Here is a 12,392-nt window from a genome sequence, read left to right on the forward strand (position 1 = left end):
TGCCGCACCTCTGGCGCAGGTGGTGCGCCTGGGTGCGAGGCGTTCCGCCGGCCGGCGGCTGGCCGTGGGTTACAGGAGGTCGGAGGCCGGGCGTTTGTGGGCCACCAGGATGGCGTGCGGGGTCAGTTCGCCGTTCACCGGCTCGCGGACCACGCGGACCTGGATGTCGAAGCCCGCCTTGTCCAGGAGGACAGCCACCTGGTCAGGCTGCCGGCGGCGGAAGAGCAGGTCGACCTCGTGGCCGAAGGCCTCCGTGTAGTGATGGGGCTGGTCACCGACCTGGAAGGCCACCCACAGGTAGCCGCCGGGCCGCAGTACGCGGTGGAACCCGGCGAGGACCTCCGGGAGCACCTCGTCCGGCAGGTGGATCAGCGAGTAGTTGGCCAGGAGGCCCGCCAGGCTCTCCGGCTCCTGGTCGAGCGAGAGCATCGAGCCCTCGGTGAACCGGATGCCGGGGTTCTCGGCCCGGGCGATGGCCAGGAAGCCCGGGGTGAGGTCGATCCCGGCGATGTCGACGCCCTGGGAGTGGAGGAAGCCGGTGGTCCGGCCCGGTCCGCAGCCGACGTCCAGGACCGGTCCGTCGCCGACGATCTCGGCGAACCAGGTCAACAGAGCGCGATGCAGCGGCCAGCGCCGCAGTTCGTCCTCGAACTGGCTCGCGTACGCGGTGGCGATGGTGTCGTAGGACGTCCGGGTCTTGGTCACGAAGTCGGGTTCCAACACGATCACGGAGCCTACGCGCAGACGTGGGCCACGTCATGGCGCCGGAGGCCGCGATCGTGGCACCTTGGATCCGTGGGCTCCTCCGCCGTCACCGGCCTCGTGGTGGCCGCCGCCGTTCTCGTGGTGGCGACCGCTTTCGGCCTGTGGCGCAAGCGGCACGACGGCCGCCTACGGCCCGTCGCCGTGGGACCCGCCGCGCGCAGTGCCGACACGCCCGGCGGCACGGACGGACCGAACACCGCAAGCCGATCCGCAGCCCCGCGAGCTGCCGACGACGCGAGGAGCGACACGGCGTTGCCCAGCGACGACAGCTCCGCGACCCTGGCCGCGGACGACGCGCATGCCGCCTTCGGGCAGACCCTGCTCGACCTCGGCGTCGATCCCGCGACCCCCGTGACGCTGCTCCAGTTCTCGTCCGCCTTCTGCGCACCCTGTCGGACCACCCGCCGCGTTCTCGCCGACGTCGCCACGATGCTCGACGGGGTCGCCCACGTCGAGGTCGACGCGGAGAGCCACCTCGAGGCCGTGCGGGCGCTCGACATCTGGCGCACGCCGACCACCTTGATCGTCACCGGTGGCCGGATCGTGCAGCGGGCCGGTGGCGTGCCGGCCAAGGCCCAGGTGGTCGTCGCGATCGCGCCGATGATCGAGCGGTCGGCGTCGGCGTCATGAACGACAAGCTCACCCGCCGCCGCACCGTCGACCTCGGACGTCTCTCCGCCAGTCTCTGTCGCTGAACGCCAGCACGACGCGCAACGGACCTGGCCCGACGAGACCCCCCGAAGGTGCGACCGATGTTGCTCGACCCCCGTGGCCCGCGCTTCGCCGCCGGCCTCACCGCGATCGTGTTCGTCCTGATCCTGGTGACCGGCGCCTGGTGGCTAGCCCTCGCGCAGGCCGTCGTCTTCGCCCTCACCGCGATCGACCCCCGCAAAGGCCCTTACTCACTGCTCTATCGCACGGTGGTGGCGCCCCGACTGGCCCCACCCTCGGAGCGGGAGCCCGCCGAGCCCGTGCGGTTCGCGCAGGCGCTCGGGGGAGTGTTCGCGGTCGCCGCGGCCATCGGCTACGGCACCGGCGGCACGGCGGTCGGGATCGTGGCGGCAGCGTTCGGCCTCGCCGCCGCGTTCCTCAACAGCGTCTTCGGGCTGTGCCTGGGATGCGAGCTCTACCTCGCCACACGCCGGATGCGCGGACGGCCCATGGCCGCCCGCGTCATCACGGAGGACTAGAACTTCGGTGCGTCCGGTGCTTCGAGCAGGCCGAGCCGTAGCGCGGTCATCAGGGCCTGCGCCCGGTTGGCGGCGCCGAGCTTCTCGTAGAGCTTCGAGATGTGCGTCTTGGCCGTCGACTCGCTGACGAAGAGCTGCTTGGCGATGCCGGCCACCGACATGCCGTCGGCGAGCAGGCGCAGCACCTGTCCCTCGCGCGGGGACAGCTGCGGGCCGGACGGGGCCAGCCGGCGCTTCATCGCCTCGGCCAGATCGGCGGCGGTGAAGGCCGACGGCGACGACGCGGCGTGCCGGGCGGCCGCGACGACCTCGTCGGCGGGGGCGGTCTTCGGGACGAACGCGCTGGCGCCCGCCTCGAGCGCGCCGAACAGCTGGTCGTCGCCCGCGTACATGGTCAGCACCACGATGCCCATCGTCGCGCTCGACTTGCGCAGCGCGCGGGTCGCCTCGAGGCCGCTGCCGTCGGGAAGGCGCAGGTCCATGATCACGACATCGGGCTGCAGAGCACCGGCCTGGCGTACGCCCTCGGCTGCGGTGGCGGCCTCGCCCACGACCTCGAACTGACGGTCGCGCTCGAACGCGTGCCGCAGGCCCTTGCGGATCAGGTCGTGATCGTCGACCAGGAGGACCTTGGTGCGAGTGGCCGGCGATGGGCTGGTCGTCATGCTCGGGTTACTCCCCTTCTGATGCGGTGACGCTATCGCGCACGCTACCGCGCCGCGGTGGCGTGCCGACTACCACCGCCACGGTCGTGCCGGACGGGCTTCGCGGACTGATCTCCAACCGGCCTCGGATACGTTCCGCTCTCTCCGCCATGATCGCAAGACCGTAGCGCCCGTCTGGACGCTGGTCAGCGATCCCCTGACCGTCATCCGACACTTCGATCTGTGCGTACGGCGGATCGATGGAACACGAGACCCACAGGTTAGTGGCTCCGGCGTGTTTTCGGGCGTTCGTGATCGCTTCCTGTGCGATCCGGAGGAGCTCGGCCTCCGTGGCCGCGGGCAGCCGGGCGGTCGACTCGTCGAGCGTCACGTGCACGCGCAGCCCACCGGAGGCGCCGACGGTGCGCGCGTACTCGGAGATCGCCGCGGCCAGACCACCTTGCCGGTCGACCTCGGAGCGCAGCTCGAACAGCGACAGCCGCAACTCGGTGATCACGCGTGTCACCTCGCCGCGCAGCGTCCGCAGCTCCTCGGCGGTCTCCTTGGCGTCGTCGGGCAGGGTGGCGAGCGCGTTGTCGATCCCGTAGCCGACCATGACCAGCTCCTGCGCGACCCCGTCGTGGATCTCGCGCGCGAGCCGCTGCCGTTCCTCGTTGGTGGCCAGCGAGCGGACCTCGTCGAACAGCAGCGCCGCCTCCAGCCGCAGCGCGGCGGGACCGGTCAGGGCGGTCACCTGCTGCACCACGACCGGCGGATAGGCACCCGGGACGTCGGCCTCGATGATCACCAATCCGACGGTACGGAGGCCGGCCACCAGCGGCACCACCAGCGCGGAGACGTCACCCCGGCGGTGGGAACGGGCCTGCGACCGGTTGGCCGTGTACGGCTGCTGGCTGGCCCACGCCTCGGCGATCGCGGAGTCCGCGTCGAGGCTGGTCTCCCAGTCGACGCGGTCGACGCCCGCCTGGGCGAGCACCACCAACCGGCCGCCGCCGCTCGCGGAGAGCACCGCGGCCCGGTCGGCCCGGGCCACCCCGCGCAGCTCCTCGACCAGGTGCTCGGAGATGCCACCCGGGTCGAGCGTGGCGCCGGGCAGCTGCCGCGCGACGCTGCGGAGCTGGGTCAGGAGCCGGGTCGCCTCCGCGTACGGCTGGGGTCGTCCGGCCTTCTCCCGCTGCTGCATGATCCGCTGGAGGGTCGACGCGGCCAGCGTGCCGAGCGACGCCAGGATCAGCCACTGCGCCGCGACCACCAGGTAGCCGGGCTTGGCGATCAGCGGTTCGTCGCCGGTCGAGCTGATCGCGCCACCGACGACCAGCGCCAGGGTGGCCGTGCCGAGCAGGGCGGCACTCTCCCCGGAGCGCCGGCGCAGCGCGGTCACGGTCAGCGGCACCGACAGGTAGGGGAGCAGGGCCGCCGCCCCGATGCCCTGCCCGAGCGCGTTGCTCGCCGTGTGCTCGGCGACCTGGCTGGCACCGATGCCCACCACGATCACCTCGGCGAAACGTCCGAGCGGGGCGAGCACCGGGTGCCGGGGCGCGATCACGGCCGGCAGCCCGGCGACGATCAGCAGCGCCACCCACCACAGCTGTTCCAGCTGTTGCGTCGTGAGCAGCACGAGGACAGCGACGAGCGCGAGCATGACGATCCGCGCGGCCACGGCGAGCGGGTGGGCGCGGATCGGCGTCGGTGCGGGCGCCTCGGCGGTCATCGGCGATAGATCTCGTCAATCACGGCCTGGTGCGTCTTCATCACGACGCCCCGCTTGACCTTGAGCGACGGCGTCAGCTCACCGGTCGCTTCGGTGAAGTCCTCCGCCAGGATGCGGAACTCCTTGATCGCCTCGGCGCGGGAGACCGCCTTGTTGGCCTCGTCGATCGCGCTCTGGATCTCGGCCCGCAGCTTCTCGTCGGAGCGCAGGTCCGCCACGGCGGTGTCGGCGGGCAGGCCCATCGACTCCAGCCAGCGGGGCAGCGACTCCGGGTCGACGGTGACCAGCGCGGCGATGAACGGCTGCCGGTCGCCGACCACCATCGCCTGGCTGACCAGGTAGTGCGCCCGGATCCGGTCCTCGAGCACGGCCGGCGCGACGTTCTTGCCGGCGGCGGTGACGATGATCTCCTTCTTCCGACCCGTGATGCTGAGGAAACCGTCGTCGTCGAGCTCGCCGAGGTCTCCGGTCGCGAACCAGCCGTCCTCGTCCAGCACCTCGGCGGTCGCGGTCGGGTTGCGCCAGTATTCCTTGAAGACGATCGGGCCCTTCACCATGATCTCGCCGTCGTCGGCGACCCGGACGGTCACACCGGGCAGCGGGCGGCCGACGGTGCCGATGCGGGTGGCACTCTCCAGGTTGGCGGCGATCGCCGGGGAGGTCTCGGTGAGGCCGTAGCCCTCGTACACGGTGACGCCGATGCCGCGGAAGAAGTGCGCCAGGCGGGCACCGAGCGGAGCGCCGCCGGAGATCGCCCGGGTGCACCGGCCGCCCATCGCGGCCCGGAGCTTGCCGTAGACCAGCTTGTCGTAGAGGGCGTGCTGCATCCGCAGGGCCAGCCCGGGGCCGGAGCCCTCCATCGCGGTCGAGTACGCGATCGCGACCTGCTCGGCCTTGTCGAAGACGGCGCCCTTGCCGGAGGCGGCCGCGCGCTGTTTGGCGCCGGTGTGCACCTTCTCGAACACCCGCGGCACGGAGAGCAGGAACGAGGGCTGGAAGTCCTGGAGGTCCTCGACCAGCGTCTTGGTGTCCGGCAGGTGCCCCATCGTGGCCCGGGCCTGCACCATGCCGATCTGGATCAGCCGGGCGAACGAGTGCGCCAGCGGCAGGAAGAGCAGCGTCGAGCCGCCCTGGTGGAACAGGTCCGGCAGCACCGGCACCGCGTTGGCGATGTCGGAGAGCAGGTTGCGGTGGGTCAGCACGCAGCCCTTGGGCCGGCCGGTCGTACCGCTGGTGTAGATGATCGTGGCGATGTCGTCGGCGGTCGACGTGCGCCGCTGCTCGTCGATGACCGCGGCGTCGACCGTCGCGCCGCGCTCGCGGAGCAGGTCGAGGTCGTCGGACTCGATCCGCCACACCTCGGTGAGGTCGGGCAGGTCGGCGCGGATCTCGGAGACCGTCGCGGCGTGTGCGGAGGTCTCGACGAAGATCGCGACCGCGCCGGAGTCCTCCAGCATCCAGCGGACCTGCTCGGCGCTCGACGTCTCGTAGACCGGGACGGTGACCGCGCCGACCGACCAGATCGCGTAGTCGACGAGCGTCCACTCGTAGCGCGTGCGACTCATCAGCCCCACCCGCTGGCCAGGCTGGATGCCGGCCGCGACCAGCCCGCGGGCCAGTGCGACGACCTCGTCCCGGAACTGGCCGCAGGTGACGTCGAGCCACCGGCCGTCGCGGCGCCGGCGGAACTGCACCGCGTCGGGTGCCGCCGCGGCGTTGTCCCAGACCGGATCGGTCAGGTTCGCCGCGTCCCCGATCGTCACGACGGGGGGAACGGAGAATTCGCGCACCTGGCCTCCTACAGAACGCGATCAGCTAAATGCAACCTACCCGTATCGACAAACAGTCCGATCCGGGGGACCAGCGAGCCGACAGCCGGCGGACACGGTGGAAAGAGGTAGCCTGCCCCACATGGCGGACTCCTCCACCCAGTCGATCGGCATCGACGCCACCCCTGACCAGGTCGCGGCGGTGATTTGCGACTTCGTGCGCTACCCGGAGTGGACCACGGCGATGAAGTCGGTCGAGGTGGTCGAGGAATACGAAGACGGCTATGCGAGCCAGGTGCGGTTCGTGATCGATGCCGGCGTGCTGGTGGACGAATACACCCTCCAATACGAGTACGCCGAGGACATCTCGCGCATCGAATGGCATCTGGTCGAGCCGTCGAAGATGCAGAAGACGCAGAACGGCTCCTACGACATCGAACCGGTCGGCGAGCGTGGGAGCGAGGTCACGTACACGCTCGAAGTCGACCTGGCGGTGGGCATGCTTGGCATGTTCCGCAAGAAAGCCGAGAAGATGATCATGGATGCCGCGCTGAAGCAGCTCAAGGGCCGGGTGGAGTCCCTCTACCCGCGCGCCTGACCGAGCCCGCACTACCTGAGGAACGACGATGGCACCGCAACCCGACCCCACGTCCGCCCGCGGCGAGGCCGAGCGCCTCGTCGCCGCAGCGCTCGCCATGGCGCGCCGCGCCGGTGACGGCCCTGGCCTCGCGGCGGGCATTAGCGCGCTCGGCTCGCTGACCGACGTGCTCGGCAGCGCCTTCGGCGGCGACCATCACCCGTCCGGGGGTACGCGGTCGGGGCCGAAGATCGCGACCGGCACTGAGCCAAAGATCGCCACTGGCGATGCGGAATGCTGTGTCTGCCCGATCTGCCGAGTGATCGTGGCCCTGCGCGACCCGAGCCCCGAGTTCGCCGAGCGGCTCGCGACGGGAGCCGGTGACTTCGCGGCCGGGGTGGCCAGCCTGCTCCGGGCGGTCAACAGCTCCTCCGCCGTGCGGGACCCGCAGCCGCCGCCACCGCCCGCCCCCCGGTTCTCCGACGACGAGATCTGGCGCGCGGCCACCCGTACCCGCGATGATGTTGGACCGGGCCCCGCGGCCGGTGACGTCTGGGCGGCGGCCACCGCTGCTGGGCGCGCGGCCGACGACGAGGTCGAGCCGCAGCGCAAGCCAGCGAAACCGATGGCCCGCAAGGCCGTCAAGCGAACGGCGCCACCGGCGCCACGGTCGGACGACGACGCCTGAGTGGCGGCCGTCGACCGACGACAGCACAGCAGAGGGGAGCGGCAGCGGTGACGCTGACCATCGGAGTCGACGTGGGTGGCACCAAGGTCGCCGGTGGGGTGGTCGACGAGAACGGGACGGTCGTCACGACCGTCCGGCGGGACACTCCCGCGGACGACGTCGCCCGCACCCGAGACACGATCGTCGAGGTCGCCGCCGAGCTCGCCGCGGCCTACCCGGCCACCGCCGTCGGCATCGGCGCGGCCGGCTGGATCGACGCCACGCGCTCGACCGTGCTGTTCGCACCCAACATCGCCTGGCGCGACGAGCCGCTGCGCGACTACGTCAGTGACAAGGTCGGCCTGCCGGTCATCGTCGAGAACGACGGCAACGCCGCCGCCTGGGCGGAGTTCCGCTACGGCGCCGCGCACGACGCCGAGGACTCGATGGTGATGTTCACCATCGGCACCGGGGTCGGCGGCGCCATCGTGCTCGGCGGAGAGCTGGTCCGCGGCACCAACGGCATCGCGGCCGAGCTGGGCCACATGGGCCTGGTGCCCGGCGGGCACAAGTGCGGCTGCGGCCGGCTCGGCTGCATCGAGCAGTACGCCAGTGGCAACGCACTGGTCCGCTTCGCCCGCGCCGGCGCCCGGCAGGAGCCGCACCGCGCGGAGCGGCTGCTCGGCCTGGCCGGCGGCGACCCCGACCGGGTCAACGGCCCGATGGTGACCGCCGCCGCCCGCGACGGCGACGAGGTGTCCCGCGAGGCGTTCGCGCAGATCGGCACCTGGCTCGGCATGGGCCTGGCCGACATGGTCCAGGTGCTCGACCCGCAGGTGCTGGTGGTCGGCGGCGGCGTGGTCGACGCCGGCGAGCTGCTGATGGGTCCGGCCCGCGAGTCCTACCAGGAGTCCCTGGCCCAGCGCGGCCGCTGGCCGGTGGCTGACCTGCGCGTCGCCAAGCTCGGCAACGGTGCGGGCCTCGTGGGCGCGGCCGACCTGGCCCGGCGCCGATGACAGCCCGCGTCAGGGTCGTCTCGTACAACATCCACAGTTTCAAGGACGACCTCGGCGCGCTCGCTGCCGTCGTCGCGGACCTCGCGCCCGACGTGCTGGTCGTGCAGGAGGGCGCCCGGCGGTTCCGGTGGCGGCAGAAGAACGCGGCCCTCGCGGACCGGCTGCGGATGGTGGTCGGCGGTGGCGGCCTCTGGTCGCTCGGCAACCTGGTGTTGACCACGCTGCGGGTACGCGTGCTGGAGACCCGTGACGTCCGCTTCCCGCTGGTGCCGGGCCACCATCTGCGCGGGGCGGTGTTCGCCACCTGCGCGGTGCCGGGCGCCCGGTTCGTGGTGACCGGCTCGCACCTGTCCACCGACCCCGCGGTGCGCCCGCTGCAGGCGGCGGCCTGGCGGGCCGAGATGCGCGGCGGAGACCTGCCCGTCGTGGCGGCCGGCGACCTCAACGCCGAGCCCGGCGACCCGACCTGGGCCGCCGTCGCCGACGGCCTGCACATCGCGGGCACGGCACCGACCCATCCGGCGTCCGGCCCGCGCCGCGCGATCGACGGCGTCTTCGTCGACAAGCGCATCGAGGTGGCCAACTTCCGGGTCGTCGATTCCGAGCAGGCGCGCCGGGCCAGTGACCATCTACCGATCGCCGTAGATCTGGTGATACCCGACTAGACACGGACGGCGGCAGTCGGAAGGATCGGGCGGTGTCCACCGCCAACGACAGCTTCGACCCTTCCACCACCCTCTGGCGCGACGGCCGCCCGGTCTACGACCGGCGCGACACGGTCTGCGTCGTCGGTGCCGGCGCCAGCGGCCTCGCCGCGGTCAAGAACCTGCGCGAGCACGGGTTCGGCGTCGACTGCTACGAGCGGGAGACCAGCGTCGGTGGCGCCTGGAACTGGCGGCACGACCGCAGCCCGGTCTACGCCAACACGCACCTGATCTCGTCGAAGCCGTTCACCCAGTTCCCGGACTTCCCGATGCCGGACACCTGGCCGGACTACCCGCACCACAGCCAGCTGCTGTCCTATCTGGAGCACTACGCCGAGCACTTCGACCTCAACCCGCACGTCTGGTTCGGCACCGAGGTGGTCAAGGTCGAGCCGGCCGACGACACGAGCTGGGACGTGACCACCCGCAGCGCCGGCGGGGTCGGCTCCGAGCGGACCCACCGCTACCTGGCCGTCGTGCTGGCCAACGGGCACAACTGGGCGCCGAAGCAACCGGCCTACGAGGGAATCGACGAGTTCCGCGGCCAGACCATGCACGCGTCGTCCTACAAGGACCCCAAGGAGCTGCGCGGCCGCCGGGTGCTGGTGGTCGGCGGCGGCAACACCGGCTGCGACATCGCGGTCGAGGCGGCCACGTCGGCGAGCCAGACCTGGCACTCCACCCGGCGCGGCTACTGGTACCTGCCGAAGTATCTCCTCGGCCGCCCCGCCGACCAGGTCAACGACCAGATGCAGGCCGCCCGGCTGCCGCTCGGGATGCGGCAGTGGCTGGCCGCCCGCACGCTGCGGCTGACCGTCGGCGACCAGAGCCGGTTCGGGCTGCCCAAGCCCGACCACAAGGTCTTCGAGACCCACCCCATCTCCAACAGCCAGCTGATCTACCACCTGGGCCACGGCACGATCTCGCCCGTGCCCGACGTGCGGCGGTTCCACCGGAACGCGGTCGAGCTGACCGACGGGCGGCAGATCGAGCCCGACGTGGTCGTCTTCGCCACCGGCTACCTGCCCCGGTTCGAGTTCCTGGCGCCGGAGATCCTCGGCGCCGACGAGCACGGCCGGCCCACGCTCTACCTGCACGCGTTCCCGCGCACGTACCCGACACTCGCCGTCGCCGGCCTGCTGCAGCCCGATTCCGGGCTGTTCCCGCTGGTGCACTGGCAGACCGTGCTGATCGCGCGGTGGCTGCGGCTGCGCGACCGCGACCTGGAACGGGCGGCCGCCTTCTGGTCGCGCGCCTCGGCCGACGTGGGCAAGCGCTGGAACCGGGCGGGGGTCAAGGACTCGACGCGGCACTGGTTCGAGGTCAACCACGTCGACTACCTGCGGGCCGTCCAGGTCGCCCTGGACGAGCTCTCCCCGGCCACCGCGACGGCAAGGAGCACGCGATGACCTCCGTGCGGATCATGCGTTCCCGCGACTGGGCGCACCCGGTGCCGCCCGCCCGCCGCGAGGTGCTCACCGCGACCCCCGAGCTGCCCGACGACAGCAAGCCGCCGGTGCTGTTCGTGCCGGGTTTCGGGCACGGCGCCTGGGCGTACGCGGAGCACTGGCTGGAGCACGCCGCCGGGCGCGGCTTCGCCGCCCACGCGGTCAGCCCGCGCGGCCACGGCAACAGCGAGCCGGCGCCGAAGGCGGAGCTGCGCGCGTACGCGCACGACGTCGTGCAGGCCGCCGCCGGCCTCCCGCGCCAGGCGGTGCTGGTCGGCCACGGCGCCGGTGCGCTCGTGGTGGCGCACGCGCTGGCCCGCTATCCGGCCCGCGCCGGCGTGCTGGCCGCACCGGTGTTCGGCGGCTGGGCGACGCTCGGGCTCGCCTTGCGGCACAACCTGTTCGGCACCCTGCCGGCCGCGTTCGGCGGGAGGCTGCGGCTCGCCCGGCGGCAGCTGTTCAGCCGCGACCTGCCGGAGCCCGCCGCCCGGGAGTACGCACGGCGGATCGGCCACGCGTCGTCCCGTGCCCAGTGGGAGCTGTTGCGGTCGCGCGCGCCCGAGGAGCCGGTCGGCGCCCCGCCGGTGCTGGTGGTCGGCACCCCCGACGACCGGGTGGTGCCCCGGTCCGCGCTCGACAAGGTGGCCCGCCGCTACGGCGGCGCACCGCTGCTGTTCCCGGGCATGGGCCACGACCTGATGCTCGACGCCCGCTGGCAGGAGCCCCTCGACGCGATCCTGGACTGGCTGGAGAAGGGCGAGCACTAGGCTAAGAGGACGCCCGCACCACCAGCGTCGGCTCGAAGACGATCGCGGTGGTCTCGCGTCGCGGGTCGTCGATGATGGCCATCAGCAGCCGGGCCGCCTCGGCCGCCATGTCCTCCAAGGGCTGGCGGACCGTGGTGAGCTGCGGGCGGGCGGCCAGGGCGGCGCTGCTGTCGTCGAAGCCGACGACCGCGATCTCGTCGGGCACCCGGCGGCCGAGCTCGTGCAGCGCACCCAGCCCGCCCTGGGCCATCAGGTCGTTGGCGACGAAGACGGCGTCGAGGTCCGGATATTCCGACAGCAGCTCGCGCATGCCGCGGTCGCCGCTCTCGTAGGTGAAGTTGCCGGTGACCGACGGCACGAAGGATCGGCCGTGCCGGGCCATCGCCGCCCGGAAGCCGCTGCTGCGGTCGACGCTCGCTGGCACGTCGACCGGCCCGGTGATCATGCCGATCCGGCGCCGGCCCCGCGCCACCAGGTGGTCGGCGGCGAGGGCGGCACCGCGGTCGTTGGCCACGTCGACGTGGCTGATCGGCACGGGACGGGCCGGTCGACCGATCACCACGCCGGCGAGCCCGGCGTCCGCGAGGAGTTGGGGGAGGGTGTCGCCGGGGTGCAGCGAGAGCACCACCGAGCCGTCGGCCTGGCCTTGGCGCAGGTCCCCGACGAGCTGGCCACGGGCCTGGTCGGCGCCCACGAGCTGGAGCGCGAGCTGGACGCCGGCCGGGCGCAGCGCGCTCATCAGGCCGCCGACGACCCGGCCGAAGAACGGGTCGCTGAAGAACCGGCTCATGAACGGGTCGTCGTCGTGGCTCTCCGAGTCGGAGACGACCAGTGCGATCGTGCCGGTGCGCCGGGTGACCAGTGAGCGGGCCGCGCGGTTGGCCACGTATCCGGTCGCGTGCACCGCGTTCCACACGACCTCGTGCAGCTCGGGGTTGACGTTGCGGATGCCGTTGATGACCCGGGACACGGTGGCCCGGGAAACCCCCGCGAGCCGGGCCACGTCCTCCAGGGTCGGCAGGCGTGCGTTGTCAGTGGTCACGTCGCGCGTCGGCCCTCTCGTGTCGAACCGGCGAGCGGAGAGCGCTCTCCGCCGCCTGGTGGCGCCAACGC

13 protein-coding genes are annotated in these 12,392 nt (G+C 72.4%); 8 read left to right on the plus strand and 5 right to left on the minus strand.

Annotated features, from left to right (window positions below):
* Nucleotides 1-69: 69 nt before the first annotated feature.
* Nucleotides 70-723, minus strand: a complete 654-nt coding sequence (locus AB0J88_RS31635; protein ID WP_364348376.1) for a methyltransferase domain-containing protein — start codon at nucleotides 721-723, stop codon at nucleotides 70-72.
* A 72-nt stretch (nucleotides 724-795) separates the two neighbouring features.
* Between AB0J88_RS31635 and AB0J88_RS31640 the strand changes: the two genes are divergently transcribed.
* A complete protein-coding gene (locus AB0J88_RS31640; RefSeq protein ID WP_364348379.1) occupies nucleotides 796-1,395 on the plus strand; it encodes a thioredoxin family protein in 600 nt (199 codons plus the stop codon).
* A 122-nt stretch (nucleotides 1,396-1,517) separates the two neighbouring features.
* Nucleotides 1,518-1,955 (plus strand): DUF4395 domain-containing protein, encoded by a 438-nt coding sequence (locus AB0J88_RS31645; protein ID WP_364348382.1) that lies wholly within the window; start codon nucleotides 1,518-1,520, stop codon nucleotides 1,953-1,955.
* Here the strand turns inward: AB0J88_RS31645 and AB0J88_RS31650 are convergent.
* From AB0J88_RS31650 to AB0J88_RS31660, 3 genes are read right to left on the minus strand one after another with little or no spacing between them, the layout of a single operon-like run.
* On the minus strand, nucleotides 1,952-2,620 hold the full coding sequence (locus AB0J88_RS31650) for a response regulator transcription factor (protein WP_089251312.1): 669 nt from the start codon (nucleotides 2,618-2,620) through the stop codon (nucleotides 1,952-1,954). The two genes, AB0J88_RS31645 and AB0J88_RS31650, sit on opposite strands and share 4 nt — an antisense overlap.
* 7 nt (nucleotides 2,621-2,627) lie before the next feature.
* Nucleotides 2,628-4,331, minus strand: coding sequence for a GAF domain-containing sensor histidine kinase (locus tag AB0J88_RS31655; protein ID WP_364348386.1), 1,704 nt, complete (start codon nucleotides 4,329-4,331; stop codon nucleotides 2,628-2,630).
* Nucleotides 4,328-6,121, minus strand: a complete 1,794-nt coding sequence (locus tag AB0J88_RS31660) for an AMP-dependent synthetase/ligase (protein WP_364348389.1) — start codon at nucleotides 6,119-6,121, stop codon at nucleotides 4,328-4,330. The genes AB0J88_RS31655 and AB0J88_RS31660 overlap by 4 nt, the downstream gene beginning before the upstream one ends.
* Before the next feature lie 121 nt (nucleotides 6,122-6,242).
* Here AB0J88_RS31660 and AB0J88_RS31665 point away from each other — a divergent pair, with 121 nt between their 5' ends.
* From AB0J88_RS31665 to AB0J88_RS31690, 6 genes are read left to right on the plus strand one after another with little or no spacing between them, the layout of a single operon-like run.
* Nucleotides 6,243-6,698: an SRPBCC family protein gene (locus AB0J88_RS31665; RefSeq protein ID WP_364348392.1), complete on the plus strand. Its 456-nt coding sequence runs from the start codon at nucleotides 6,243-6,245 to the stop codon at nucleotides 6,696-6,698.
* A 28-nt stretch (nucleotides 6,699-6,726) separates the two neighbouring features.
* Nucleotides 6,727-7,365 (plus strand): hypothetical protein, encoded by a 639-nt coding sequence (locus AB0J88_RS31670; RefSeq protein ID WP_364348395.1) that lies wholly within the window; start codon nucleotides 6,727-6,729, stop codon nucleotides 7,363-7,365.
* Nucleotides 7,366-7,412: 47 nt separating this feature from the next.
* Nucleotides 7,413-8,360 carry an ROK family glucokinase gene (locus tag AB0J88_RS31675; RefSeq protein ID WP_364348398.1) on the plus strand — a complete coding sequence of 316 codons (948 nt, stop codon included), beginning with the start codon at nucleotides 7,413-7,415 and terminating at the stop codon, nucleotides 8,358-8,360.
* Nucleotides 8,357-9,025, plus strand: a complete 669-nt coding sequence (locus AB0J88_RS31680; RefSeq protein WP_364348401.1) for an endonuclease/exonuclease/phosphatase family protein — start codon at nucleotides 8,357-8,359, stop codon at nucleotides 9,023-9,025. Before AB0J88_RS31675 ends, AB0J88_RS31680 begins: the two co-directional genes overlap by 4 nt.
* A 32-nt stretch (nucleotides 9,026-9,057) precedes the next feature.
* Complete coding sequence (locus AB0J88_RS31685; RefSeq protein WP_364348404.1) at nucleotides 9,058-10,473, plus strand: NAD(P)-binding domain-containing protein; 1,416 nt, start codon at nucleotides 9,058-9,060, stop codon at nucleotides 10,471-10,473.
* Nucleotides 10,470-11,279: an alpha/beta fold hydrolase gene (locus tag AB0J88_RS31690; protein WP_364348407.1), complete on the plus strand. Its 810-nt coding sequence runs from the start codon at nucleotides 10,470-10,472 to the stop codon at nucleotides 11,277-11,279. The genes AB0J88_RS31685 and AB0J88_RS31690 overlap by 4 nt, the downstream gene beginning before the upstream one ends.
* Before the next feature lies 1 nt (nucleotide 11,280).
* Here AB0J88_RS31690 and AB0J88_RS31695 read toward each other — a convergent pair whose 3' ends face one another.
* A complete protein-coding gene (locus tag AB0J88_RS31695; protein ID WP_364348410.1) occupies nucleotides 11,281-12,321 on the minus strand; it encodes a LacI family DNA-binding transcriptional regulator in 1,041 nt (346 codons plus the stop codon).
* Nucleotides 12,322-12,392 lie beyond the last annotated feature (71 nt).

The sequence above is a fragment of the Asanoa sp. NPDC049475 genome, from assembly GCF_040676915.1.
In the GTDB taxonomy this organism is placed as follows: domain Bacteria; phylum Actinomycetota; class Actinomycetes; order Mycobacteriales; family Micromonosporaceae; genus Asanoa.